The sequence below is a fragment of the Curtobacterium sp. NPDC089991 genome (assembly GCF_044748425.1).
Classification (GTDB): Bacteria; Actinomycetota; Actinomycetes; order Actinomycetales; family Microbacteriaceae; genus Curtobacterium.
On record NZ_JBIVGB010000004.1, the window covers coordinates 357,305 to 382,393 of the forward strand.

At 72.5% G+C, this 25,089-nt stretch carries 19 protein-coding genes and 1 tRNA gene; 13 read left to right on the forward strand and 7 right to left on the reverse strand.

The annotated features are described in order from the left end of the window. Positions 1-61: 61 nt before the first annotated feature. The 3 genes from ACIPV1_RS13750 to dcd form a co-directional block, all read right to left on the reverse strand. Positions 62-409 (reverse strand): DUF86 domain-containing protein, encoded by a 348-nt coding sequence (locus ACIPV1_RS13750; RefSeq protein ID WP_402726638.1) that lies wholly within the window; start codon positions 407-409, stop codon positions 62-64. Further along, positions 406-921 carry a helix-turn-helix domain-containing protein gene (locus ACIPV1_RS13755; protein WP_402726639.1) on the reverse strand — a complete coding sequence of 172 codons (516 nt, stop codon included), beginning with the start codon at positions 919-921 and terminating at the stop codon, positions 406-408. Before ACIPV1_RS13755 ends, ACIPV1_RS13750 begins: the two co-directional genes overlap by 4 nt. Positions 922-1,042: 121 nt before the next feature. Beyond that, complete coding sequence (gene dcd, locus ACIPV1_RS13760; RefSeq protein WP_111085408.1) at positions 1,043-1,630, reverse strand: dCTP deaminase; 588 nt, start codon at positions 1,628-1,630, stop codon at positions 1,043-1,045. A gap of 89 nt (positions 1,631-1,719) precedes the next feature. Here dcd and ACIPV1_RS13765 point away from each other — a divergent pair, with 89 nt between their 5' ends. From ACIPV1_RS13765 to ACIPV1_RS13775, 3 genes are all read left to right on the forward strand, one after another. Beyond that, complete coding sequence (locus tag ACIPV1_RS13765) at positions 1,720-2,814, forward strand: GNAT family N-acetyltransferase (protein ID WP_402726640.1); 1,095 nt, start codon at positions 1,720-1,722, stop codon at positions 2,812-2,814. A 9-nt stretch (positions 2,815-2,823) separates the two neighbouring features. Further along, on the forward strand, positions 2,824-3,522 hold the full coding sequence (locus ACIPV1_RS13770; protein WP_402726641.1) for a DUF6882 domain-containing protein: 699 nt from the start codon (positions 2,824-2,826) through the stop codon (positions 3,520-3,522). 107 nt (positions 3,523-3,629) lie between these two features. Beyond that, positions 3,630-5,690, forward strand: coding sequence for a cytochrome c oxidase assembly protein (locus ACIPV1_RS13775; RefSeq protein ID WP_123672094.1), 2,061 nt, complete (start codon positions 3,630-3,632; stop codon positions 5,688-5,690). A gap of 74 nt (positions 5,691-5,764) precedes the next feature. Here the strand turns inward: ACIPV1_RS13775 and ACIPV1_RS13780 are convergent, their stop codons facing one another. The 3 genes from ACIPV1_RS13780 to ACIPV1_RS13790 all read right to left on the reverse strand — a co-directional run bounded on the left by ACIPV1_RS13780 (position 5,765) and on the right by ACIPV1_RS13790 (position 10,485). After that, positions 5,765-8,767 carry an Ig-like domain repeat protein gene (locus ACIPV1_RS13780; RefSeq protein WP_402726642.1) on the reverse strand — a complete coding sequence of 1,001 codons (3,003 nt, stop codon included), beginning with the start codon at positions 8,765-8,767 and terminating at the stop codon, positions 5,765-5,767. 232 nt (positions 8,768-8,999) lie between these two features. Next, positions 9,000-9,347 (reverse strand): hypothetical protein, encoded by a 348-nt coding sequence (locus ACIPV1_RS13785; protein ID WP_123293483.1) that lies wholly within the window; start codon positions 9,345-9,347, stop codon positions 9,000-9,002. Continuing rightward, positions 9,337-10,485 carry a DUF6177 family protein gene (locus ACIPV1_RS13790; protein ID WP_131922141.1) on the reverse strand — a complete coding sequence of 383 codons (1,149 nt, stop codon included), beginning with the start codon at positions 10,483-10,485 and terminating at the stop codon, positions 9,337-9,339. The genes ACIPV1_RS13785 and ACIPV1_RS13790 overlap by 11 nt, the downstream gene beginning before the upstream one ends. Before the next feature lie 198 nt (positions 10,486-10,683). Between ACIPV1_RS13790 and ACIPV1_RS13795 the strand changes: the two genes are divergently transcribed. The 10 genes from ACIPV1_RS13795 to ACIPV1_RS13840 all read left to right on the forward strand — a co-directional run bounded on the left by ACIPV1_RS13795 (position 10,684) and on the right by ACIPV1_RS13840 (position 21,427). Next, positions 10,684-10,757: transfer RNA gene (locus ACIPV1_RS13795), tRNA-Gly, on the forward strand. Between the two features lie 14 nt (positions 10,758-10,771). Beyond that, the gene (locus ACIPV1_RS13800) at positions 10,772-11,389 is read left to right on the forward strand and encodes a GntR family transcriptional regulator (RefSeq protein ID WP_123339989.1); all 618 of its coding nucleotides are present in this window, start codon (positions 10,772-10,774) and stop codon (positions 11,387-11,389) included. A gap of 181 nt (positions 11,390-11,570) precedes the next feature. Beyond that, on the forward strand, positions 11,571-13,019 hold the full coding sequence (locus tag ACIPV1_RS13805) for an MFS transporter (protein ID WP_228505596.1): 1,449 nt from the start codon (positions 11,571-11,573) through the stop codon (positions 13,017-13,019). Positions 13,020-13,099: 80 nt separating this feature from the next. Further along, a complete protein-coding gene (locus ACIPV1_RS13810; protein WP_123672130.1) occupies positions 13,100-14,002 on the forward strand; it encodes an ABC transporter substrate-binding protein in 903 nt (300 codons plus the stop codon). Further along, positions 13,999-15,009 carry an ornithine cyclodeaminase family protein gene (locus ACIPV1_RS13815; protein WP_402726643.1) on the forward strand — a complete coding sequence of 337 codons (1,011 nt, stop codon included), beginning with the start codon at positions 13,999-14,001 and terminating at the stop codon, positions 15,007-15,009. Before ACIPV1_RS13810 ends, ACIPV1_RS13815 begins: the two co-directional genes overlap by 4 nt. Positions 15,010-15,035: 26 nt before the next feature. Beyond that, on the forward strand, positions 15,036-15,992 hold the full coding sequence (bla, locus tag ACIPV1_RS13820; protein ID WP_402726644.1) for a class A beta-lactamase: 957 nt from the start codon (positions 15,036-15,038) through the stop codon (positions 15,990-15,992). 101 nt (positions 15,993-16,093) lie between these two features. Beyond that, positions 16,094-17,374 (forward strand): NAD(P)/FAD-dependent oxidoreductase, encoded by a 1,281-nt coding sequence (locus ACIPV1_RS13825; RefSeq protein WP_402726645.1) that lies wholly within the window; start codon positions 16,094-16,096, stop codon positions 17,372-17,374. After that, positions 17,371-18,507, forward strand: a complete 1,137-nt coding sequence (locus ACIPV1_RS13830; protein WP_402726646.1) for an FAD-dependent oxidoreductase — start codon at positions 17,371-17,373, stop codon at positions 18,505-18,507. Before ACIPV1_RS13825 ends, ACIPV1_RS13830 begins: the two co-directional genes overlap by 4 nt. Then, complete coding sequence (locus ACIPV1_RS13835; RefSeq protein ID WP_402726647.1) at positions 18,504-20,063, forward strand: ABC transporter substrate-binding protein; 1,560 nt, start codon at positions 18,504-18,506, stop codon at positions 20,061-20,063. The genes ACIPV1_RS13830 and ACIPV1_RS13835 overlap by 4 nt, the downstream gene beginning before the upstream one ends. Further along, on the forward strand, positions 20,060-21,427 hold the full coding sequence (locus ACIPV1_RS13840; RefSeq protein WP_402726648.1) for a M20/M25/M40 family metallo-hydrolase: 1,368 nt from the start codon (positions 20,060-20,062) through the stop codon (positions 21,425-21,427). The genes ACIPV1_RS13835 and ACIPV1_RS13840 overlap by 4 nt, the downstream gene beginning before the upstream one ends. An 18-nt stretch (positions 21,428-21,445) precedes the next feature. Here the strand turns inward: ACIPV1_RS13840 and ACIPV1_RS13845 are convergent, their stop codons facing one another. Further along, positions 21,446-25,027 carry an HtaA domain-containing protein gene (locus ACIPV1_RS13845; protein ID WP_402726649.1) on the reverse strand — a complete coding sequence of 1,194 codons (3,582 nt, stop codon included), beginning with the start codon at positions 25,025-25,027 and terminating at the stop codon, positions 21,446-21,448. Between the last annotated feature and the right edge of the window lie 62 nt (positions 25,028-25,089).

Sequence of the window (25,089 nt, forward strand, 5' to 3'; positions counted from 1 at the left end):
TCGTGATCCGTGCCTCCCGTCCGCCGTGCACGCACGTCCGGTGCCCGCGCGACCCGCCGGGTCAGGGCCGGGTCGCGCGCAACCGCCGCGCCGCGTCGGCCAGGTGGGGCACGTCCGTGCGGGCGGTGCCGAACACCACCGCGCGGGTGGTGTCGAAGTAGCGTCGGGTCAGCCGGTCTCCGAGATCGGACACCCGCGACCACGGGATGTCCGGCTCGCTCGCGGTGACGGTGCTGGGCAGGACACGGACCGCCTCGCCGATCTCGACCAGCCGCATCCGCACGGCGTCGTGCACCAGGTCCTCCGGCAGGTGTGCATCCCCCACGTACCGCCGGATCGCCTCGCACGCACCGATGACGTCGTCGAGCCGGTCCCGGACCGGGCGGTGCGTCGTCGGGTCCTGGCTCACAGCGGCACCGCGCGGCGGACGACCTCGGGGCTCATGCCGGCGGCGTCCACGACGTCGACGCGCACGCCGAGCAGCCGTTCGGCCGCGTCCTGGATCCGCATCAGCGCGAAGATGCCGAGCCCGGCGTCGACGTCGATCATCAGGTCGACGTCGCTGCCCGGGCCGTCGTCCCCACGGGCGACGCTGCCGAACAACCGTGGGTTGCGGCCGCCGAACCGCTCCACGACGGCGACGAGGTCGTGCCGTGCTGCGGCGACGCGTTCGCGCAGGGGCGGTGGGTCCTCGACCGGGAGCAGGTCGATCGACGTGGTGAAGCCCGCGGCCCGGAGCATGCGCTGGAGGGCGGCGAGCGAGGGTTCGCGGCGACCGTTCTCGTACGTGCTGATGACGCTCTGCGTGACGCCGGCCCGACGGGCGAGCTGCACCTGCGTCAGTTCGGCGCGGTCACGGGCGTCACGGATGAGCGCGGCCGCCGACACCGTCGGCATCGGACGTGGAGGGACTGCGGACATGCTGCAACGATACACAGCATGCGACATTTCGTCCGCTGGATGACGCGCGGTGTCGACCCGGAACGACGTCATCGATGTCGCACGACGTCGATGACGTCGTTCCGGGTCGGACGGACCGCGGTCAGGGGCGCGCTGAGACGTCCGCGCGGTGGAAGTTCTGCGCCGAGCGGGACGGGGTCGGCCCGCGCTGGCCCTGGTACCGCGACTGGTACTCGGCCGAGCCGTACGGCTTGTCGGCGGGACTGGACAGCTGGAAGAAGCACAGCTGCCCGATCTTCATGCCGGGCCAGAGCTTGATCGGCAGCGTCGCGACGTTCGACAGCTCGAGCGTCACGTGGCCGGAGAACCCGGGGTCGATGAACCCCGCGGTCGAGTGGGTCAGCAGGCCGAGGCGTCCGAGCGAGCTCTTGCCCTCGAGCCGTGCGGCGATGTCGTCGGGCAACGTGACGACCTCGTACGTCGAGCCGAGCACGAACTCGCCGGGGTGCAGCACGAACGCCTCGTCCGGGTCGGTCTCGACCAGCCGGGTCAGGTCGGGCTGGTCGACCGCCGGGTCGATGTGCGGGTACTTGTGGTTGTCGAACAGCCGGAAGAACTTGTCGAGCCGGACGTCGATGCTCGACGGCTGGACGAGCGAGGCGTCGTGGGGGTCGAGACCGATCCGGCCCTCGGCGAGCTGGGCGGTGATGTCGCGATCGGAGAGCAGCACGCCGTGCAGCCTAGCGGCAGCGGACCCCCGCCGATATGCTGCGAGGCTGTCCGGAGCCGGGCGGCGTCGCACCGCCGGGAGGAACCGACATGACCGCGTACACCGTCCACGAACTCGTGGTCCCCGCCACGATGGACGACGACCCGGGGACCGTGCGGGCGTTCCGCGAGTGGGTCGACGTGCAGAACCGCGCCGAGGTGTCGATCACCGGACTGCCGGAACTGCTCTGGACGCCCGAGGAACAACTGCCGTACCTGATCGACCCCGACGCGCCCAGCCGACTGTTCCTGGTCCGTGACGACGAGGGGGCCGCGGCGGGGGCCGGCTCGTACGAATCGAAGGCGGTCGCGGACGCCCCGAACTGCTGGATGGCGGTCAGCGTGGCGCCCGAGCACCGGCGCCGTGGCATCGGCACGCTCCTGGCCGAGCACGTCGAAGCGGTCGCGAGGCAGCAGGGCCGCACGCAGTGGAAGACGTACGCCGTGTCACGGCAGGTCGGCCCCGCAGCGGGCCCCGGGTACCTCCGTGCACCGACCGGGTTCGGCGTCGTGCCCGAGGACGAACCCGGAGCCCGGTTCCTGACGAGCCGGGGGTGGCGGTTCGGGCAGGTGAACCGGATCAGCCGTCTGGAGCTCCCGGCCGACCCCGATGCGCTCTCCGGCGTCCGCGCGGCGGCGACGCGGGCGGCGGCCGACCGGTACCGCGTGCACACCTGGGCCGGACCGACTCCGTCCCGGTGGCAGACGGACGTCGCACTCCTCCTGACCCGGATGAGCACCGATGCCCCGGCCGGCGACATGGCCGAGCCCGAGGACGCCTGGACGGTCGATCGGCTCCGGACGCACGAGCAGCACCTCGACGACGGCCCGCGCACCATGCGCACCGTCGCCGTGGAGGACGTGTCGTCCGGCGGACTCGTCGGCTTCACCCAGCTCGCCGTCCCGGGGCCCGTGGCCCAGCCCGTGATGCAGGGCGACACCCTCGTGCTGCGCGAGCACCGGGGGCACCGGCTCGGGTGGCTGCTCAAGGTCGTCGGGATCGAGACGATCGAGCGCGACCACCCGGGGCACCCGTCGATCATCACGTTCAACGCCGAGGAGAACCGCCCGATGCTCGACGTGAACGAGGCCGTCGGGTTCGTGGGCGTCGGCAGCGAGGGGATCTGGGAACACCGCCCGGCGTAGGGTTCCCCCATGGCGCGCTCACGGGGGATGGACGATCTGGTCAGCGACGGGGTCTTCCTGGCCTGGGAGGCGCAGCTGCAGCTCGCAGACTTGTACGACGACCACGAACGCTGGAACGTCGACCTCGCCGCCGGCACCCTGCAGTTCGTCGGGCCGCACCCGGGCGAGTTCCGGATCCAGCTCCTGGGGTCGGCCGCACCGGGGCCGCGCAGCTGGCTCTGGGGCTGGGCGAACCCGTCGCAGTACCCCGCGTCGGTGCTCGCCGCCGCGAACGCCACCCGCGCGCTGGGCGAACGGCTCGGCATCCCGGAACTCGTGCAGGGCGAGGTCCCGTTCGGCGAGCACCGGCAGGCCGACGCCGCCGACGCCGGGTACGAGTTCGCGTGGGACATGTCGATCGCGGCACGGCTGGCGACCGGTTCGTGGTTCGGCTTCGGCGGGCACGTCGGCGGAGGTTCCCGACTCTGGGTGCTGTTCGAGGGCCTGCTGTTCGCACCACCGACGGTCCCCCGGACGGTCCGGGTCTTCGGTGAGGGCCTGCAGACGACCGAGGTGCACGACCACCGCCGCGCTGTGGGGAGCTGGGCGTCGCTCCGCGGTGTCCCCTGGGACGGGCGCACGCTGACGTTGGCGGACGGGACCATCACGGTCGACTTCGACGAGCTGGGCCGGATCCGCGACCTGCAGGGGTCGTCGGCGCGAGCCTGAGGCGGGCCGCAGCGCGCGCTGCGGACTGACACCGCGCCTCCAGACCGACCCGCCTACCATGGAGGGTCCGCGGTCTCGCGGACGCACGCGTCCCTGGAACAAGGTTGATGACCGTCACGTCCCCCGCAACCCAGCCTGGAGGCCCGGCGCCGGAATCCGCGCCCGTCACCGCGCGCACGTCCACCGTCGCGACCGTGCTGGTCGTCGCCATCCCGCTCGCGGTCGCGTGCTCGATCCTCGGCCTGACGATCACCGGGGCGTTCACCGCGAACCAGCAGCTGGTGTCCGCCGGCGACGTGGTCGAGTACGGCCTGCCGATCGCCCGCGTGGTGCACGACACCATGGCGGCGCTGACCGTCGGCCTGCTCATCGTCGCCGCGTTCGCGCTGCCGGCACAGAAGAAGGACCACCGGGCACTCTCGAGCGTGCAGCACCGCGCCACGCGCTGGGCGGCGGCGACCGGATCGATCTGGTTCCTCGCCGCGGCCGTCACCGTCGTGCTGACCGGCGCCAACACCCTCGGCGTCCCGCTCACCAGTCCGGTGTTCGCCCGCAACTTCATGCTGTTCGCGTTCCAGGTCGAGATCGGTCAGGCGCTCGTGGTCTCCGCGGCGGCGATCCTCATCGCGACCGTGCTCGCCGCGTTCGCCACCCGGGTCACGACGCTCGCCGTCGCCACCGTGTTCGGCCTCTTCGCCCTGCTCCCCCTGGCACTGTCCGGCCACGCCGCCGGCTCGCTCGAGCACGCCAACGCCGTGAACTCCCTCGCGATCCACCTGATCGGGGTGTGCGTCTGGGCCGGCGGGCTCGTCGCCGTCGTGCTGCTGCGCACCCGCACGAAGGGCGCGACCGGTCGGGTGGTCTCCCGCTACTCCACGCTGGCCGGGTGGTCGTTCGGCGCCGTCGCGTTCTCCGGCATCGTCAACGCCTCGCTGCGGCTGACCGGTCCACTCGACCTCGTCACCACCCCGTACGGTGCACTCATCACGGTCAAGGCCGTCATCCTGGTGCTGCTCGGGGTCGCCGGCGTCGTGCAGCGCCGCAAGCTCGTGCCCGGGCTGCTCCGCGCGCCGCTCGACCGCCGTCGGTTCACCCGGTTCGCGCTCGCCGAGATCGTGTTCATGGCCGTGGCGATCGGCGTCTCGGTGGCCGTGTCCCGCTCGCAGCCGCCGATCCCGCAGACGCCCGAGACCGGTGAGGACACCCGCTCCGGCCTGATCGGGTTCCCGTTCCCGCCGGCCCAGACGATGCACACGTACCTGACGCAGTGGCACATCGACTGGGTGTGGCTCGGGCTCGCCGTCGTCGGTGCGGTCTGGTACCTGCTCGCCGTGCGGAAGCTCCGGAAGCGCGGCGACAAGTGGCCCGTCGGGCGCACCATCGCGTGGGTCATCGGCTGCGCCCTGTTCATCTGGACCACGTCGGCCGGACCGGCCGTGTACGGCATGATCCACTTCTCGTCGCACATGGTCCAGCACATGCTGCTCATGATGTTCGTGCCGCTGCCGCTCGTGCTCGGCGGTCCGGTGCTGCTCGCCATGCGCACCCTGCCGGTCCGCAACGACGGTTCCCGCGGGGCCCGCGAGTGGCTCATGCTCTTCGTGCACTCGCGGTACATGCAGTTCATGGGGAAGCCCGCCGTCGCTGGTGTGATCTTCGCCGGGTCGCTCGTGGTGTTCTACTTCACGCCGGCGTACCAGGCGGCGATGCAGTCGCACGAGTGGCACGTCGCGATGGTCGTCCACTTCGTGCTGAGCGGCTACCTGTTCTTCTGGGTGTTCGTCGGCGTCGACCCGGGGCCGAAGCGTCCGCCGTACCCGATCCTGATCATCGCGCTGCTCGCGACGCTGGCCTTCCACGCGTTCTTCGGCGTCGCCGTGATGACCTCGCAGTCGGTGTTCGCGATCGACTGGTTCCACGCACTCGGCCAGACGAACGACGCCGCGCTGCTCGACGACCAGCACACCGGCGGCGGCATCGCCTGGGGTGCCTCCGAGCTGCCGATGGTCTTCGTCGCACTGCTCGTGGTGCGGAACTGGATCCGCACGGACAAGCGCGACGCGAAGCGGCTCGACCGCAAGGCCGAGCGCGACGGTGACGCCGACCTGAAGGCGTACAACGAACGTCTGGCGGCGATCAACGCGACCGACACCGCGCGCCGCGACTGACGGGCACCAGGCGCACGGACGAGGACGGCGCCCCGGGCATCTGCCCGGGGCGCCGTCCTCGTCCGTGCGGTCGGTTACTCCGCGGTGGTGTCGGCGACCGTGCCGCGAGCGGCCCGGGTGCGACGGACCATCAGGAGCACCAGGCCCGCGATGAGCAGTGCTGCCGCCAGTGCCATCGCGGTGCCCACGGCCACGGGCGAACCCGTGAACGCGAGCGCACCGGTGGTGGTCGGCGCAGGCGTGGCGGACGCCGTGGCCGACGCCGACGGGGCGATCGGTGCGGCCGTCGCCGAGAGGTCGGCGGAGTCCGACGGTCCCGGGGCGGGCGCCGAGGTCTCCGGCGTGGTCGGCTCGTCGGTCGGCTCCGGCGTCGGCTCGACAGCGGGGAGCGCCGCGACGACGACCTCGAGCGTGCTGCTCGACGCGGCGAACGACGCGTCACCGCTGTAGGCAGCCGTGACCGTGTTCGTGCCGACCGGCAGGGCGTCGGTCTCGCAGGTCGTCTCGGGCAGCGTGACGGTGCACAGGACGGAGCCGTCCGCGGCCGTGAAGGTCACGGTGCCGGTCGCGCCGACGGGCAGGCCGGACGCGGTCAGGCGGACCTTCGAGCCGACGACCGGAGCCGTCGCGTCGGTGCTCGCCACGAGGGCCGTCGACTGCGCGGTCACGACCAGCTCGAACGGCGCACCGTCGGCGGCCTCGTAGTTGTCGTCGCCGCTGTAGTGGGCGTGCACGGTGTACTTGCCACCCGGCAGGTCGGACGGGATCGCGCACGTGGTGTCGGGCAGCGTCGCGGTGCACAGGACGGTGCCGTCGTCGGTGACGTACTCGATGGTGCCGGTGGCGTCCTCGGGCACGTTCGGGGTGTCGAGCGTGGTGGTCTCGCCGTGCGTGACCGTCACCGTGGTGTCGGGTGCGGTCGGCTCGCCGCCGTCGCTCGGGTCACCGCCGTCGCTCGGGTCACCGCCGTCGCTCGGGTCGCCACCACCGGTACCGGGCTGGGTGCCGATGGTCGTCGATGCCTTGCGGACCGTCAGGTCCACTGCGACCGAGGTCGAGCCGGCGTGCAGCGCGTCGCCGGAGTAGATGGCGGTCACCGTGTGCGTGCCGGCACCGAGGCCCTCGGCCACGCAGCTCGTGTCGGGGAGCGTCGCCGTGCACAGGACGGTGGAGCCCTCGCGGTACTCGACCGTGCCGGTCGGCGCGGCGACCGTCTCCGAGCCTGAGCCCAGGCCGGTGACGTCGAGCGTGATCTGCTCGCCGTACGCAGCGGACGTCGGGGTCGACTCGACCGCGACGGCCGTCGGCACCTTGGTCGCGGTGAGCGCACCCGTGCCGGACGCAGCGGTGTGGTCCGCGTCACCCTCGTAGGTCGCGGTGACCCCGCTGGTGCCGACCGTCGACGTCGTCGTGTCGCACGAGGCCGCACCGTCGACGATCGTCGCCGTGCAGAGCACCGCGCCGGTCTCGGTGTCGGTGAACGTGACGGTGCTGGTCGGCGCGGTCGCACCGGTCTTCGCGGACGACGCGACCTGGGCGGTCAGCGTGACCGTGTCGCCCACGGTCGCGGTGGCGTCGGCGACCGTGAGCGTCGTACCCTGCGGCTCGACGGTCAGGCCGCGGGTGACGGTGACCGCCTCGGCGTCGGTCGACGCCAGGACGGTGGAGATCGTCGCGGTGCGCGCTGCGCCCGTGACCGAGTACGGGATGGAGAGGGTGGGCAGCTCGGCGCCCGGGGCGAGGGGCGATCCGGCGTCGACGGCCTGGTCGCACGTGACGACCTGCCCGACGGGCGGCTGGCAGGTCCAGCCCGCACCGGTCACACCGGAGACGTCGGGCGTGACGCCCGCCGGGAACGTGGTGGTCGTGCGCACGAGCTGCGACTCGGAGCCACCGTCAGCGGAGACGGTGGGGGTGACCGTGTACGCGCCGGAACCGGCGTGCGCGACGGTGGCCGTGCCTCCCGTGCTGGCGGTCAGCACCGGCACCGGACCGGCAGCCGTCGTGGTGCGGAGGTAGTTGACCTCGTGGATGTCGTTCTGCCCGCCGGTGCCCGCGACCCACCCGTAGGTGAGCTTGTAGGGGTAGCCGGTGGCGGGGTCGACCCACGACGGGTCGACGTTCGCGGCGTTGCCGGTGGTGAGCTTCGGCAGCGCGCCACGGACGACCTGCTGCGAGCCGCCGATGGACGTGAAGACGACCGCGTACTGACCGGCGGGAACGGACACCGCGGTGTTCTCCTGCGCGGCGAGCGCCGACGACGTCGGGTTGATCACGATCTCGACGGGCACCTTGGCCTGCGCACGGTCGGTGACGCCGGTCTTGTTGAGCGACCCGTTGACCACGGTGCGGGACTGCACGCAGTAGCCGGTGCCGCCGTCGCCGGGGCCTCGGACGGTCACGGCGTTCGCCGTGAGGCTGCCGTTGGTCGCTTGGTCGGACTCGCACCCGGTGCCACCGAACTGGCGGTTGCCGAAGTTGCCGTAGCGGTCGAGGCCGATGCCGAGGTACGCGTGGGACAGACCCTGCGCGTTGTTCGTCGTGCTCGCGCTGTAGCCGAGCGAACCGCCCAGGTAGCCGATCTTCGCCGGCACGGTCGGGTTGTACGGGTCGGTCGCGGCGAGGTAGAAGACGATGCCGTCGGCCGAGGAGCCGTTGTACTGGTAGCTGTCGAAGACCGCGTCGATGCCCTTCGTGATCGGCACGGACTGCTTCGCACCGAGGCCACCGGCCTGGTTGTTCACCGCACCGGTCAGGCGGAGCGCGCCGCTGCCGTCGGCGTCCGTGGCGCCCGCACAGGTCGGGATCGAGCCGGTGTTCGCCGAACCTGCTGCGGGCTTCGCCGTGAGGCACGCGACGTTCGCGGCACCGGACTGCGTCGACGGCAGGATGTAGGCGTCGCCGGCGCTCGCGCCGGTGAACCCCTCGTTCACGAAGGTGGTCTGCGCGGGTGCCGCGGCGGACGCGGTGGTCGCGCCGACCCCGACGAGCGCGACGCCCGCGAGACCGGCGACGACCACGCCGGTGAGGATCTTGCGAGCGCGCGCGACGGCGCGCCCCTGGTGGTGTGTACGCACTGGAGCCCTGTTCAGTGAGAAGGGTGCCGACGAGGAGCGTGCTCGCCCGGCTCGTCGGCTCGGGTCTTCACACCGTAGAGCGGCGCTGGGTACTCGCGGGTCTCGAAACGTGAGTTCGCACCACAACTGGGGGCACAGCGTGGCCGATCAGCGCGACGAGTCGCTCCGGCAGGCGTGGCGTCCGGCAGTCGTCGCGTCCGGCGGACGTCGCCGGCCGGCCGCGTCGGCTCTGTCAGTCGCCGTGGACGATGCAGACCGCGTCGAGGTCGAGCGCGGCCTCGAGCGCCGCCGAGATCCCGGACTCGCCGTCGGCCCCCGCCGGGGTGACGGTGTCGACCCACCACAGCGGCGTCGCGATCGTGGGAGCGTCCGGCAGGATCCGCTCGACCTCGTCGAACGAGTCCACCCGCCGCACCCCGAGCACGGTGATCACCGGGTGCGTGGCGTCGCGGCAGACCTGCAGCATCGGGCCGTCGTCGAGTGCTCGGACGCCCCAGGACTCGTCGTGCAGGAGCAGCGCCTCGGCGACCTCCCGCGGCTCGACCGGCTGGCGGCAGAGGATGGTGACGTCACGCGGCACCGTGACCGCCTGCCACCCGGGCGTCCCGCACGTGTCCGTCGAGCGTGCCCTCGTCGTGGGCAGGGTCGAGGGGCGCTCCGCCGACGAGCTGCAGGAAGCGGTCCTCGTCGATGCGGTCGAGGAAGGACTCGAGGGCTTCCCAGCCGTCCTCGAAGCGGACGATCATGCCGCCGTCGACGATGCCGCTGTCAGCGGCACCGGTGTCGCCTGCTCCGGACGGGCCGCCCGCCCCGGACCGGTCGCCTGCCCCGGACCGGGTGCCGAACGTCGCCGTCGTGGTGCGCGGTGGCGGCCAGACCCCGTCGCGGTCCAGGAACTCGGAGGCTTCGGGTCCGACGACGACGGCGAGCGGCGACGGCTCGCCGTGCGACACCGCGCGGATCAGGTGGTCGGCGTCCCCCCGGCGCTGCATCACCACACCGAAGACGGGCACGACCTGGTCGGCGACCTGCTGCACGGCGTCGAACAGGCGGTTCGCGAGCTCCGGGTCGGTGTTCTCCTCGGGCACGGTCAAGACGGCGGACATCGTCTCGACGACGACGCCACCGACCAGGTGGGCGGTCATCGTGGCAGAGAAGCCCTCGCCGACGGCGTACGAGGTCGACACCCCGGGTGCCTCGTGCTTGGCGTACTGCGTGACGACCCATCGGTCCCACGGAACGGTGAGCGGTTCGGCGGTGCCCCAGCGGGTGGGGCAGGTGCCGACGGTGTGGCACAGGGCCTCGATCGCGGACCCCATGTCCACGGCACGCTCGGCGTGGTGGCGGAGCGTCAGGTCGATGCTGATCTGGCGGACGGAGTCGGCTGCGACCGGGTGCTCGGGCGACGGTGTGCCGACGAGTTCGGGGCCGCGGTGCACGAAGTCCTCGATGCCCGAGGCTGCCGCACCCGTCCGGCCGTCGCGCAGTGTCCCGTCGAAGTCGGCGACGGCCCACGCGGCACCGTAGGCACCGAGCGCGTGCCGCAGGGCGGGGGTGATCGCGGATTCGCGCCCGGTCCGCAGCACGACCATGCGGCCGGCGTCCGCCGAACGACGGAGCAGTGAGGCGAGCGCGTCCGTCAGCCACACGACCGGCGAGGCGGACTCGACCACGATGGCGGGACCGACCACGTCGTCGATGAGGGGATGCCTGACCATCCGGTCCTCCTCGGGTTCTTCGGCGCTGGAACTCCCTGGACGGTACACACGAGGACGACACCTGTCCGTCAGGCTGGCGTGCTCACAGCGGAGACTCGGGAGGCACGACACACGCCCGACAGGAGGCGTACGGTGCGCGGTCGGCTGGCTTCCAGGCGAGAATCCGCTAGGCTTGCCGAGTCCCGTTCTGCGGGGTGCGCGAGTGTAGTTCAATGGTAGAACTCCAGCTTCCCAAGCTGGTAGCGCGGGTTCGATTCCCGTCACTCGCTCCAACTAGCATCGTGCTGTGGAGTCCAAGCCGGCATCTGTCCTCAAGGCGATCAGGGCCGAGATCATCGCCGGCACGCTCGCGCGTGGCTCCCGACTGAAGGAAGACGCCCTCGCCGAACGCTTCGGCGTCTCGCGGGTCCCCGTGCGCGAAGCACTCCGGCAGCTCGAGACCGAGGGGTTCGTCGAGTCCGAGAAGTTCAAGGGCGTCCGGGTCGCCGACTCCTCGACCGAGGTCGTCATCGAGCTCATGCAGATCCGCCGGGGGCTCGAGGTGCTCGCCGCCGAGCTCGCCGCCCGTCGCCAGGGTGGCGAGTGCGCCGACCTGCTCCGTGCCGTCGGTCGCGAACACCGGTCCGACCAAGAGGTCGAGGCCGCGCAGTCACCGCGGTTCGCGTTCCACGGGCTGGTGGCACGAGCCTCGGGGAACAGCCGGCTCGAGACGATGATCGACCACCTCATCCACCAGACGGCGTGGGCGTTCGAGCGCGTGACGCAGGACGAGGTGGCGTCGAGTAGCGATGACCACACCGCCGTCGCCGGCGCGATCCTGCGCGGCGCCTCGGTGCAGGCAGGGCTGCTGATGGACGAGCACCTGCGCCGCGACGAAGCGATCTACCGGGCCCTGAACCCGTAAGAACGTATACAAAACAGCCCGCGAGCTTGGCGTGGCTTCGTCTGGATGCTTGAATATCCAGGTGATTCAGGCAGCCGTAACGAACCGTCTCGTGTTCGAAACCAGCCCGAAACAGCTTTTCGTATACAAAAGAGTGACCACACGGTGCACCCACCTCACTCTTCCCCCGCTGGAGTTACGAATGACTGCTGTAACCCGCTCCACCGCACCAACCCGAACCGCTTCCGCCACCCCGTCCTCCGGCGGCGTCGGATCCGCCCTCGACTCGATCGGCTTCACCCGGGCCCAGTTCTGGGTCCTCATGCTCATCCTCGCCGGGGAGTTCTTCGACACGCTCGAACAGAACTCCATCGGCGCGATGGCCACCAACATCAAGGCCTCGCTCGCCATCGGCGACGTCCAGCTCTCCACGATCAACACCGCCACCGTCCTGGGTGGCCTGGTCGGCCGGTTCCTGGCCGGCTGGCTCGCCGACAAGTACGGTCGGCGGTTCTCGCTCGGGCTCAACCTGCTCGTCTACACGCTCGGCGGCCTCCTCAGCGCCGTCTCCTTCAACTTCGACATGCTGCTCGTCAGCCGGTTCATCGTCGGGATCGGCGTCGGCGGCGAGTTCATGATCGGCATCGCGATGCTGTCCGAGATGGTGGCCACCAAGTACCGCGGCGGCCTCATCGCGACCATCAACGTCGGCGCCGGCGGCATCGGCAACTTCATCTCCTACGGCCTGTTCCTGCTGCTGCTCGGCCCGCTGGCCGCCCCGCTCGGTGGTGACGACCACGTCTGGCGCTGGACGTTCGTGATCCTCGCGATCCCAGCCCTGTTCGTCGTCCTGTACCGCCGCAAGCTGCCCGAGACGCCTCGCTGGCTGCTGTCGAAGGGGCGGGTCGACGAAGCGAACCGTTCGCTCGCGGTCCTCGCCTCGAACACGCTCACCCCGCCCGCCGACGCCGCTCCCCCGGTGCGCCTGACGCCGGCCGACCTGCCGCCGGTCGCTCTGCACTCGTCGCCCGCAGCGGTGTTCCACAAGCTGGTGCTCCGTCGGACGATCGCGATCGGGGTCGCCTCCTGGATGGCCTTCGGTGTGCAGGTCACGCTGAACTTCCTGATGCCGACCCTGCTCGTCGAGCGTGGGTACACCGTGTCGCAGAGCCTGCTCTACACGATGATCATGAACATCGGATCGCTCCTCGGGTGCACGGCAGCGGCGCTCCTCGCCAACCGCGTCGGACGACGGCCCCTCATCGCCGTCGCGGGCATCCTCGGCTGCCTCACCGCCCTGGCGTTCGCGGCCTTCGGCAACGACACCGCCGCGATCCTGGTGCTCGGTGCCCTGTTCCAGTTCTTCACGATGCTGACGAACACCACCCTCGCGGCGTGGACCGCCGAGGTCTACCCGACCGCGATCCGTGCTTCCGGCGCCTCGATCGTCAACGGCATCGGCAACATCGCCGGAGCGGTCATGCCGTTCGCCGCGATCGCGCTGTACGGCTCGTGGGCCTTCGCCGGCGTCTTCGGACTCGCCGCCGTCATGTACGCGGTCCTCGTGGTCGCGTCACGCTTCGCCCCGGAGACCCGCGGCCGGTCGCTCGAGGACGTCAACGAGAACGCCCTCTCGACCACCGCCGCCTGACCCACCTGACCACCCGCACCAACCGCACCACCCCGGTGGGCCGGACACCCCGGCCCACCACCCCACGATCGGAGAACACCATGGACACCCTCAAGATCTCGGCGACCGCGAACGGCCTCAACTACCTGCCCGAGTACGTCGCCGACGTCGGCGGTCTGTTCGCCGAGCGCGGCCTGTCCGTCACCGCGAAGGCCTGCGACCCGTGGACCGGCGTCCTCGACGACATCGACTCGCACGAGGCCGACCTCGCCCTCGGCGGTCTCTGGGTCCCCGCGATGTACGCCGGGACCCCGCGGAAGCTCTCCGTCGTGGGCCAGCTCAACCACGGGTTCCCGATGACCATCGTCGCCCGCGACGAGACGACCCCGATCACGCTGGACTGGCTCGCCGGCAAGGTCGTCCTGGCGCCCGGTGCCGGCGGCAGCGCCCCGTACGAGTTCACGGCCGGACTCGTCCGCGAGGCCGGGTTCGACGTCGCGGCGACCCGCTTCGTCCGCGACCTGTCGACCGCGATGCTCATCGAGCTGTACCAGGGCGGGCTCGGTGACGCGATCATCCTCGACCTCGTCTCCGCCCAGGAACTCGTCGCCGCCGGTGGGGGCACGATCGTCTTCCGGCACCTCGACGCCGGTGGCGTGATGCCGAACAGCGTCTACTACACGCGCACGGACCGCATCGACGAACTCGGCGACCGGGTCGACCGGTTCATGGACGGCATCGCCGCCGCGATGGCCAAGATCACCGCGGGCGACGCCGACGCCGAGATCGCGGCCGTGCTCGCCGCCCGGTGGCCGGAGAAGGACGCCGCCCTGCTGCGACGGGCCGCCGACGAGATGGCTGCCGGGGGCGTCTGGGACTCCGCGGTCGTCGACCGCGAGGCCTCGGACCGCTGGATGCGCATCCTGTTCGACGGTGGCCTCACGACCCACACCCCGTCGCTCGAGGAGCTGCTCGGCGCCTCGACCGCCGTCACCGCGTCGTGACCGTCGTCCTCGGCGCCGCCGACGTCGCCGGTCTCATCGACGCCGTCGACGTCGTCGGGGCCGTGGAGGCCGTCCACGCCGACCTCGGGACCGGCGCGATGCAGCAGCCGGCCCCGGTCGCCCTGACCGGCGCCGACGACGCGCTCTTCCTGCCGATGGCCGTGCGCTCCGACCGGCTCGGGCTCGTCGCCGTCAAGCTGATGGCCGACATCCCCGACAACGGTGCGCGGGGGCTGCCGTCGCAGCGCTCCACGATCCTGGTGTCCTCCTCGGTCACCGGCGAGTGCGTCGCCGTGCTCGACGGCATGACGATCACCCGGGCGCGGACCGCGGCGACGACCGTCGTCGCGACGAAGCACCTCGCCCGCTCGGGCAGCCGGACCCTCGGGATCCTCGGCGCCGGCAACCTCGCCGTCGAGCACGTCCGTGCCTTCGAGGCGACGCGACCGTTCGAGCGGATCGTCCTGTGGTCACGGTCGTCGGGGACGGTCACCCGGTTCCTCGAGGCCGTCGGACCGGACGTGGCCCGGCGGTGCGTGGTCGCGCCGGAGGTCCGTCGCGTGGTCGAGGAGGCCGACGTGCTCTGCACCCTGACGCCCTCGGTCGACCCGATCGTCCGCGGCGCCTGGTTGCACGCCGGCCAGCACGTGAACGCGGTCGGGGCCCGTCCCCGCCCGACGCACCGGGAGCTCGACGGTGCGGCGATGGGGCGCGGCACGCTCTTCGTCGACAGCCGGGCCACCGCCTGGACGAAGTCGGGTGACCTGCTCGAGGCCGTGGTCGAGGGGGCGGTCCCGCATGACCTCCACCCGGCGGAACTCGGCGAGGTCGTCGCCGGACGCGCACCCGGCCGGACCGGGGACGACGAGATCACCGTGTTCGACTCGGTCGGGCTCGGCGCGCAGGACCTCGCCGTCGCCGCCCGGCTGATCGATCTCGCACACGAGCGGGGCGTCGGGACGCAGGTCTCCGTCGCCCGGGTCGGGGTGCCGGTTCCCGGCGTGTGACCAGGGTCGAGCGGCAGGGTGCTCCCATGCGCCGTGCTCTCCCCCTGGTCGTCGGCGGCACCGTCGCCGTACTCGTCCTCGCCGGGTGCTCCGGTGGACCGACCGCGTCGGCCACGTCGTCCGCACGGTCCACGAGCACACCGACGAGCGCCCCTGCGACGACGCCGCCGCCGAGGACGGACGCCGCGACCACCGCCACGGTCCGCCGAGCACTCGCAGGCCTCGAACGCGAGTACGACGCGACGGTCGGCGTCGTCGCGACCGACACCGTCACGGGTGAGACGGTCGCCTACAACAGCGACCGACGCTTCGGCTACGCCTCGACCATCAAGGCGTTCGCCGCGGCACAGTTCCTGCGCTCGGTACCCGCGGACGCCCGGAACGAGGTCGTGCGCTGGACGGCCGCGGACGTCGCCGCTGCCGGGTACTCCCCCGTGACGGAACAGCACGTGGCCGACGGGCTGTCGTACGAGCAGCTGGCCGAGGCAGCCGTCCGGATGAGCGACAACACGGCTCTGAACCTCGTGCTCACGCGCATCGGCGGTCCGAGCGGCCTGGACGCCGCGTTGACCGAGCTCGGCGACACCACCACCGAGGTGGTCCACGGCGAGCCGGACCTCAACACCATCGAGCCGGGCAGCACCGAGGACACCACGACCCCGGCGGCGTTCACCGCGGCCCTGACGACCGTGCTCGACGGCAGCACCCTGGACCGCGCCGACACCGCGCTGCTGGTCGACTGGATGGGCGGCAACGCGACCGGCGACGCGCTCATCCGGGCCGGCGCACCGGACGGCTGGGTCGTGGTCGACAAGTCCGGGGGCGCCGGGCCGATCCGGAACGACGTGGCGCGGGTGACCCCGCCCGGCGGCGACCCGATCGTGCTCTCGGTCCTGACCACCCGGAACGACCCCGACGCCGCCTACGACGACGCCCTGGTGGCCCGGTCGGCGTCGGCGGTGCTCGGCGCGTTCGACCGCTGACCGACCGCTGATCGACCGGGTCGGCGATCGCCGTTCTGCACCGCGTCACACGGCGTCATGAACGACACCTGTCGGAGACCCCCGGACACTACGCTCGCTCCATGTCCTCCTCCGGATCCCCCGTGGTCGTCGTCGGCGCCGGCATCATCGGGCTGAGCGCCGCGTGGCACCTCGCCGCGCTCGGGCAGCGGGTCCTGCTCCTCGACAGCGGCACGGTCGCCGGGGGCACGACCACCGCGGGTGCCGGGTTCGTCGGCCAGTGGGCAGCCGGGTACGCCTGGTACTGGAACGAGTCCGAGCGCGACGTCGAGCAGTACGGCATCGACTTCTACCGCGACCTCGCCGGCGCCGGCCACGGCCCGACCGGGTACCGGCAGAACGGCAACGTCTGGCTGACCGTCACCGAGCAGGGCCGGGCCGACCACCTGCCACCGTTCGAGCAGCACCCGCTCCGGCCGGCCGGTGCGCGGACGCTCACCCCGGCCGAGGCGGCCGATCTCGTGCCCGGACTCGACCCGACCGCGGTCACCGCGGGCTTCCTCCATCCGGACGGCATCCAGATCAGTGCGCCGGACACGGCCGCAGCGCTGGTGCACGCGGTCCGTGCGCGGGGCGTCGAGATCCGCGAGCACACGCCGGTCGCCGGTCTGGAGGCCCGTGGGGGCTCCGTCACGGGCGTCCGGACCGCGAACGGCGAGGTCATCGACGCCGCGAAGGTCGTGCTCGCCGCCGGCAGCTGGACGAACGCCCTCCTCGCCCCCTTCGGGCGCGAGCTGCCGACGGTCCGGGTCGTCGCCAGCCGGCTCGTGACGACGCCGTTCGGTCTGCCGGGCACCCTGCCGACCCTGATGCTGCCGGAGCTGCACGGCCTGTGGATCCGTGAGCACCGCGGCGGCCTGACGTACGGTGCCGGGCCAGGGTACGAGCCGCTGCACGTCGGCGGTGCGGACCGGAGCGACGAACCCGACCGCCGACCGGTTCGCACGGACCTGCTCGACGCCATGCGGACGTACCTGCACCCGATCGTCGCCCGGCTGCTCCCCGCCGCGGCGAGCGTGCTCGGGGTCGACGAGACCCCCACACAGGGCGTCGTCTCGATGACCGCCGACCGGAACTTCATCGTCGGCGCGGTCCCCGAGCTGGACGGGCTCGTGGTGGCCGGTGGCGACAACGAGTCCGGCGTCACGCACGGCCCGGGTCTCGGGCGGATCGCGGCGGAACTGAGCGTCACGGGCACGACCACCCTCGGCGACGCGAGCCGCTACGCCCCGGCACGGTTCCCGGCGGCGGCCCCGACCGAGGCCGAGGTGGTGGCGATGATGCCGGCGCGACGCGAGGCCGACGTCCGACGAGCCGGAGCCGGAGCCGGAGCCGTGGCATGAGCGACGTGCTGAGCGACCGGGCCCAGACGCACGTCGTGATCGGCGGCGGGGTCGTCGGCGCCGCCACCGCTCATGCCCTCACGCTCCGCGGCGAGCGCGTCCTGCTCGTCGAGCAGCACGAGCGCGGGCACCACAACGGCTCGTCCCACGGCGCGACCCGGATCTTCCGGCAGGGCTACGCCGACCCCGAGTACGTCGCCCTGACCTCCCGCGCGCTGGCGCTGTGGGAAGCGCTCGAGGGCGCTGCGGACGAGGAGCTCATCGTCCGCACCGGTGCCGTCGACCACGGCCGCGCCGAGGTCGTCGACGCCATCGCCGCCGCACTGACGGACGCCGGCATCCCGCACGAGACCCTCAGCCCGGACGCCGCGGCCGCACGCTGGCCGGGGATCGCGTTCGAGGGCCACGTGCTCGCACACGCCACGGCCGGTCGCATCCGGTCCGACCGCGCCATCGAGGTGTTCCTCACCCTGGCGGAACGGACCGGGCTCGCCGAGCTGCGCTTCGACACGGGGGTGACGGGGCTCGACGACCACGGCGACGACGTGACCGTGACGCTGTCCGACGGGTCCACCCACCGCACCGCGTCCGTGGTGGCTGCCGTGGGGTCGTGGGCCCCCGCGCTGGTCGGCGACCTGCTCGCCGGACGCGGGGCGGGCCTCCCGGCCATCCGCGTCACCCAGGAGCAGCCCGCGCACTTCCCCAGCCGTCTGCCGGACCAGGCGTGGCCGAGCTTCGTGCACTGGGCGGCCGACGACGACGTGTACGGCCTGCTCACCCCGGGCGAGGGCGTCAAGGTCGGGTTCCACGGCACCGGCCCCGTCGTCGATCCGGACCACCGCGACTTCACGCCCGTGCCGGCCGAGGCCGAGCGGTTGCAGGCCTACGTCGCGCGGTACGTGCCCGGTGTCGACGCGACGAAGCCGACCTTCATCAGCTGCCTGTACGACAACTCCCCCGACGAGGACTTCGTGATCGACCGACGTGGTCCCGTCACCGTCGCGACCGGGTTCTCCGGCCACGGCTTCAAGTTCGCACCGCTGCTCGGCGACATGATCGCCGACCTCGCGACCGGCGGGGCCGCACATCCCCGTTTCTCCCTCTCGAAACCATCCCACTCAGGAACCCCGTGACGACCCGACTCCTCTCCGCGCTCGCGCTCTCCGCTGCCGTCGCCGCCGTGCTCACCGGCTGCGCCTCGACCGGGGCGTCCACCGACGTCTCCGACGGCCTGGTGATCGGGACGACCGATCCCGTCACGTCCCTCGACCCGGCCGGCGCTTGGGACCGCGGCAGCTACACGGTGCAGACGCAGCTGTACCAGCACCTGCTCACCTACCCGGCCGGTGAGACCACGACGAGTCCCGAGGTCGCCGAGTCGTGCGACTTCACCGACGGCACCCACTTCGTGTGCCGGATCCGTGACGGGCTCACGTTCTCGAACGGTGACGCCCTGACGGCGAAGGACGTCGTGTTCTCGTTCGAGCGCCAGGTCGGCATCGGCTCCGAGAACGGTCCGGGGTCGCTGCTCGCCAACATGGCGTCCGTGGCGGCCGACGGTGACGAGGTCACGTTCACCCTGAAGCAGGCGAACGACCAGACGTTCCCGTACGTCCTGGCGAGCATGGCCGGGGCGATCGTCGACAGCAGTGTGTTCTCGGGGACGAAGGTCCACGCGGACGACGGGGTCGTCGGGTCCGGTCCGTACGCGCTGCAGCAGTCCGCCGACGGCGGGGCGACCATCGCGTTGACGGCGAACAAGGAGTACGACGGCACCGCGCCGGAGTCGTCGAGCGTGACGATCAAGCAGTACACGAAGTCCGCCGACCTCAAGCTCGCGGTGCAGGAGGGTGACGCCGACGTGGCGTACCGCCAGCTCACGCCGACCGAGGTCACCTCGTTGTCCGAGGACGACGGCCTGCAGCGGGTCCAGGGCTCGTCGGGCGAGGTCCGGTTCCTCGGCTTCAACCTCGACACGATGCCCGGTGACGACACCGCGCAGAAGACCGCGATCCGCCAGGCCGTCGCCGCGACGGTCGACCGCGCGGCGATCGCGAAGGACGTCTACCAGGGCACCTACGCTCCGGCGTACTCGATCGTGCCGTCCGACTTCACCGGCGCGACCGATGCGTTCCAGACGGAGTACGACGGCGCCGACCCCGCGGCCATCCTCGAGAAGGCCGGCGTGCGCACGCCCGTCACGCTGCCGATCGAGTACACGACCGACCACTACGGCTCCGGGTCGGACGACGAGTACGCACTGATCAAGCAGCAGCTCGAGGACACCGGCCTGTTCACGGTCGACCTGCAGTCGGCGAGCTGGGACACCTACGTCGGGAACGTCGGCAAGGGCGAGTACCCGGTCTTCCAACTCGGGTTCTTCCAGGACTACCCCGACGCCTCGTCGTACCTGACGCCGGCCTACGGTTCCGAGGACGTCAACCTGCTCGCGAACCACTTCGACGACCGGGCCGTGCAGCAACTGGTCGCCGCGCAGGCGGTCGAGGCCGACGCGACCGAGCGGACGAAGCAGATCGAGGAGATCCAGCAGGACACCGCCGAGTCCGTGCCGCTCATCCCGTTGCTCGCCGGGCAGGAGAACGTCATCGGGCAGAAGTCGCTCACCGGGCTGACGAAGTCGGTCGACGCCTCTGGTGAGTTCCGCCTCTGGGAGATCGGGCGCTCGTGAGCACCGGCGATGCAGCGCTGCGCGACGCCGTCGGCGCTGGGATGCCCGCGGGGCTCGACGAGCTCGCGGCGCTCGTCGCCATCCCGTCGGTCCACGACCCGGCCGTGCAGTCGCTCGACGACTGCCGCCGCGTCGCCGAGCGCGTGCGGGCTGCGCTCGACGGCCTCGGGCTGACCTCGCGCCTCGTCACGACGTCGGACGGCTCGCAGGCGGTCCTCGCGACCCACCCCGCGCCGCCCGGCGCCCCGACGGTCCTGCTCTACGCCCACCACGACGTCCAGCCCGCGGGCGACCTCGCAGCGTGGACGAGCGACCCGTGGACCCTGACCGAGCGCCAGGGTCGCCTGTACGGTCGCGGCGCTGCTGACTGCAAGGGCGGGGTCGTCACCCACCTCGTGGCGCTGCGGGCCCTGCTCGACGTGCACGGATCGTTCCCGGTCGGACTCGTCGTGGTCGTCGAGGGGTCCGAGGAGCAGGGCACCGACGGTCTCGAGCAGTACGTGTCCGCCCACGCAGCGGACTTCGCCGACGTCGACACAGCCGTCGTGATGGACGCCGGCAACGCCGCCGTCGGGGTCCCCGCGCTCGTGACCACCCTGCGCGGCACGGCGTTCGTCGAGCTGCGCGTCCGAGCGCTGCAGGGCAACGTGCACTCGGGGATGTTCGGCGGTGCGGCGCCCGATGCCATCGCGACCCTGGTGGCCCTGCTCGCCACGCTGCGCGACGGCGCCGGGGACACCACCGTCGACGGACTCGAGGCCTCGCAGACCTGGGACGGCCTGCCCTACGACGCCGACCGGTTCGCCGCCGACGCCGGGCTGCTCGACGGCGCGGTGCCGATCGGGTCCGGGGACCCGGCATCCCAGGTCTGGGCACGGCCGGCGCTGACCGTCGTCGGCATCGATGCGCCGGCGGTCGCCGGGTCGTCGCCGTCCGTGCAGTCGACCGCCGGTGCCGCGCTGAACCTCCGGGTCCCGCCGGGGGTCGACCCCGCTGCCGCTGGCGAACTGCTCGTGGCGCACCTGCTGCGGCGAGCGCCCTCCGGGGTCGAGGTCACCGCGCGGGTCACGGGCACCGGCGACGGGTTCCGGGCGACGGCGGGGCAGTACTCGTCGGCGTTCCGGAGCGCACTGGCGTCGTCGTACCGGGTGTCGTCGGTGGGCTCCCTCGGCGGCGGCGGATCGATCCCGCTCTGCGCGACACTCGAGCGGGCGATCCCGGGGGTCGAGGTCATCCTGGCCGGGGTGTCCGAGCCGGCTGCGAACGTGCACGCGCCGGACGAGAGCGTCGATCCGTCCGAGATCGAGCACATGGCCCTGGCCGAGGCGCTGTTCCTCGACGGGCTCGGGTGCGCCCGCGCCTGACGTCGCACGACGCCGGCGTCAGACGCCCGCCGCAGCCGATGCCACCCGCGGCGTGCGACGGGTCCGCACCTGCAGCACCCCGGTCAGCAGCAGCACCACGAGCCCGATCGCCAGCACGACGAGCCCGGCGAGGAACCCGATCACGACGAGCAGCAACGTCTCGGTGGACATCCCCCCGCCGCTGCTCCCGTCGGACGCGGCCGCGGCCGCGACCGACCCGTCGGCCTGCTGCGTGACCGCCTCGACGCCGTCGGTCACCGAGAACGGCACCGCGACGACCGTTCCCTGGTCACCGACGAGCACGACGTGGTGGTCGCCGGCCGCCAGTCCGGTGGTGTCGACCGTGGCGGTGGCTGTGGCGTCCTCGACGGTGAATTCGTCGCCCTGCACCGGTTCGGAGTAGGTCCAGACGCTCCCGCCCTCGTCGTCGCCCGTCCACGGCAGGCGGAGCTCGAGCTGGTCACCGGCGGTGACCTCGTCGGGGATCCCGGCGTCGGCGGCCGCGACGGTGGTGATGTCGCCGGCTTCGATCTTGCGTGCCAGCTCGTCGGAGTCCGCGGCGGGGGCCGTGGGCGGCTCGGCGGCCGAGGGGGCCTTCGCGCTGTTCCGGGGCTGGGCGGCGGTGTTCCGCGGCGCTGCGGTCGGCGCGGCCGTCGGCGCCGTGTCCGAGGCGTTCGTGATGGTCGGTGCTGTGGCGGCCGGCGGCAGCTGCACGACGGGCGGCTGGATCACCGTGCCGCCGTTGCCGCCGGTACCACCACCCGTGGTCGGACCGGTCGGCAGGGTGCCGGGGACCGTCTGTCCGGCGAAGTACACCGGCGTGAAGGTCTCGAGCGCAGCGTCGGCGGCGCCGTGCGCACCGATGGTCAGGACCCCGCACTGCACGGCCCCGGACAGGCAGTCGACACGCTTCGTCGACTGGCCGGTGAAGGTGGAGCGCGCGATGACGCCGCCCTGCGTGAAGCCGGCGTTCTTGGTGCCGCTGAACTTCGCGGTCGCTGCGGCGCCGGTGCCGGTGTTGTCGGGCCAGGCGACGAAGCCCTGGCCGTCCTGCCCGGTGCCGCCGGACCCGGGGACGTAGTCGTAGCCCGCGCCGGCCGCTCCCCCGGCGCTCGGGTGCTTCGTGACGTACCCGAACAGCACGTACAGCCCGGAGCCGTTGGTGTTCTTCGTGAAGCCGGTGCCCGTCACGGTGAGCTTCGTTCCCGCCGCGGCGGTCGAGAGGCCGGTGGCCGGCCGCACGTTCGTCGAGGCACCCCGGGCGTTCTCCGCCCCGGTGATCGACCCGTCCGCACCGACCACGGTCGACCCGCCGCCGGTGCCGCCGCCGCCCGTTCCCCCGCCGCCGTTCCCGCCACCCGGGTTCGTCGGCGCCTGCACGGTGACGCGCAGGGTCGCGGTGTCCGAGGCGACCCGACCGACGACGGTCGCACCGAGGACGTTCGTGGCGACCGCGCGGTACCGGTCGCCGTCCAGCCCCTCGGTGGCCGTGATGCGGAGTGTGCTGGTCGTCGCGCCGGCGACCGAGGGGCCGTCCTGCAGGTCGGCCCAACCGGACGGGGTGTGCTGCTGCCACTGCACGGTGGGCGTCGGGGTCCCGGTCGTGGTGACCGCGAAGGACACCTGCTGCGGCGTGGCGGGGGTCGTGCTGCCGTCGGTTCCGGTGGTCGCGCCGGTCAGCGTCACGGCGACGTCGGCCGGCTGCGCCGTGATGGTCGGGGTGGTCACGACCGTGAACGTGCGGAGCCCCTGGTCGGCGGCGTCGGTCGCGGCGTTCACGACGCCGACCACCGCGCGGCCGTCGGCGGCGACCACGATCGGGTCGCCGGTGTAGGTGGTGCCGGGCTGGTACTCGGCACCGAGCGTGGGCGCGGTGCTGCCCTCGATCGCGTAGGCGCGGACGACGTTGCCGGTGTCGGTGCTGCCGGCGGCCGACACCCAGAGGCGCTTCGCGGACTCGTCGACGGCCAGGTACGCGGCACCGCCGACCCGGTCGATCGAGGTCGTCACGGCCGGGGTCCCGCGCAGCGAGACGGCTCGGAGCGTGGCGTCGCCGTCGTTGCTCCACCACGCCCGGCCTCGGGAGTCGACGACGGTCCCGCCGGTGGCCCCGGACGTCGCGGCGGCGCCGATCGACACGTCGGCGACCGAGGCCCCGGTGTCGAGGGCGACGACGCGGGCGAGGGCGGCGGCCTGGTCGAAGACGACGGCGCGCTTGCCGGTCCAGTCGACGCCGACCGACGAGATCGTCCCGGTGACCGAGCCGATCAGGGTTGCCGTGCGGGTGACGGCGCGGACGGTCCCGCCAGCGGGGCTGGTGCCGACCTCGGTCACCGCACCCGAACCAGAACCAGAACCGGACCCGGCACCCGCACCGACGGCGGCCACCCGCAGCAGCCCCGCGGACCCGCCGTTGGCGGCCGGGGCGACCTGCGCGACGATCGAGCCGTCGGCGGGGTCGATCGTGAACGCCTTCGCCGCGGGCACCGCGACGGACGGCTTCACGTGCACGACGTCCCGGTACACGGCGTCCGTGCCGCGCACGATGACGACGTACCCCTGGGCGTTCGCGCCGGTGCCGCCGAACTCCGCGGCGGGCAACGACGCGGTCGCGACGATGTTCCCGGTGGACGGGTCGACGCTCGGCTTCGAGGTCGCGACACCGGGGTCGATCGGCCCGGCGACGCGCTTGCCCTCGTCGTCCACGACCAAGTAACTCGCCTTGGCGGTTCCGGCAGCCGGTACCTGCACGACGTTCAGGGCGCGCGCGGCGTCCCGCACCACCGTGGTGACCCGGCCGATCGTGCTGTCACCGACCGTGGTCTGCACGCCGGTGCTCACGAGTCCCTGGACGCCGGGGTCGCTGAACCCCTGGTCACCGTCGGCGCCGCCGTCACCGTCCGTGCCCTCGGCGGCCCAGTCGCCCGTCACGGCGACCGAGAGCGGGTCCAGCGCGGTGCCCGCGGCGTAGAACTGGGTCGGGTTGCCGCCGCCGGTGACGTCGGCTGCGAAGGCCGCTGCACCCGCCGCGGTGATCGTGGTGGGCAGACCGGTCCACGAGTACTTCCCGTCGGTGACCGATCGGGTGCCCTTGGTGACGTCGATCGTCGCGAACGCGATGCGCTTCGTCCCCGGGTCGGACGTCGTGGCACCGGTCGTCGGGTCCACCAGCCGCACGTCGACCCCGGCGGTCAGGGTGCCGGTGGTCGGCGTGAGCTCGATCGCAGGGTCGCGCAGCGAGATGACGAACGTGTGCGCCCGGTAGTCGAACACCGCGGCGCCGGAACCCGTGACGGTGAGCTTCCGCGTGCCGGGGTCGTAGCTGCCGCCCGACGCGGCGAACCGGAACGTGCCGTCGGCGTTCTTCGACGCACCGCCGGACACCGACTGCCCTGCGGCCGGCACGTAGTTCCGGAACGACTGCTTGAACCCCCAGTCGAGCGTGCCGCCCGTGACGGACGTGCTCGGACCCGAGGCCGCGGTGGCGGCGGTCGCCGCGGTGGGCACGGTGCCGGCGACGGCCGCGGTCAGGCCGATGATCGCGGCGACGGTGGCGCTGAGCGCGCGGAGGCGACGGGCCGGTCTGGTCTGGGTGTGCATCGGTTCCTCGGGTCGGGTGGTGCGCGTGTGGGGAGGCGGTGCCCCGGGCGGACCCGGGGCAC

What these genes read in the sequence shown, in the direction of transcription:
- ACIPV1_RS13775 (WP_123672094.1), top strand. Translation starts at nt 3,630, where the DNA reads ATGACCGTCACGTCCCCCGCAACCCAGCCTGGAGGCCCGGCGCCGGAA.
- ACIPV1_RS13755 (WP_402726639.1), bottom strand. Translation starts at nt 921, where the DNA reads ATGTCCGCAGTCCCTCCACGTCCGATGCCGACGGTGTCGGCGGCCGCG.
- ACIPV1_RS13770 (WP_402726641.1), top strand. Translation starts at nt 2,824, where the DNA reads ATGGCGCGCTCACGGGGGATGGACGATCTGGTCAGCGACGGGGTCTTC.
- ACIPV1_RS13765 (WP_402726640.1), top strand. Translation starts at nt 1,720, where the DNA reads ATGACCGCGTACACCGTCCACGAACTCGTGGTCCCCGCCACGATGGAC.
- ACIPV1_RS13810 (WP_123672130.1), top strand. Translation starts at nt 13,100, where the DNA reads ATGGACACCCTCAAGATCTCGGCGACCGCGAACGGCCTCAACTACCTG.
- ACIPV1_RS13825 (WP_402726645.1), top strand. Translation starts at nt 16,094, where the DNA reads ATGTCCTCCTCCGGATCCCCCGTGGTCGTCGTCGGCGCCGGCATCATC.
- ACIPV1_RS13830 (WP_402726646.1), top strand. Translation starts at nt 17,371, where the DNA reads ATGAGCGACGTGCTGAGCGACCGGGCCCAGACGCACGTCGTGATCGGC.
- ACIPV1_RS13790 (WP_131922141.1), bottom strand. Translation starts at nt 10,485, where the DNA reads ATGGTCAGGCATCCCCTCATCGACGACGTGGTCGGTCCCGCCATCGTG.
- bla (WP_402726644.1), top strand. Translation starts at nt 15,036, where the DNA reads ATGCGCCGTGCTCTCCCCCTGGTCGTCGGCGGCACCGTCGCCGTACTC.
- ACIPV1_RS13845 (WP_402726649.1), bottom strand. Translation starts at nt 25,027, where the DNA reads ATGCACACCCAGACCAGACCGGCCCGTCGCCTCCGCGCGCTCAGCGCC.
- ACIPV1_RS13805 (WP_228505596.1), top strand. Translation starts at nt 11,571, where the DNA reads ATGACTGCTGTAACCCGCTCCACCGCACCAACCCGAACCGCTTCCGCC.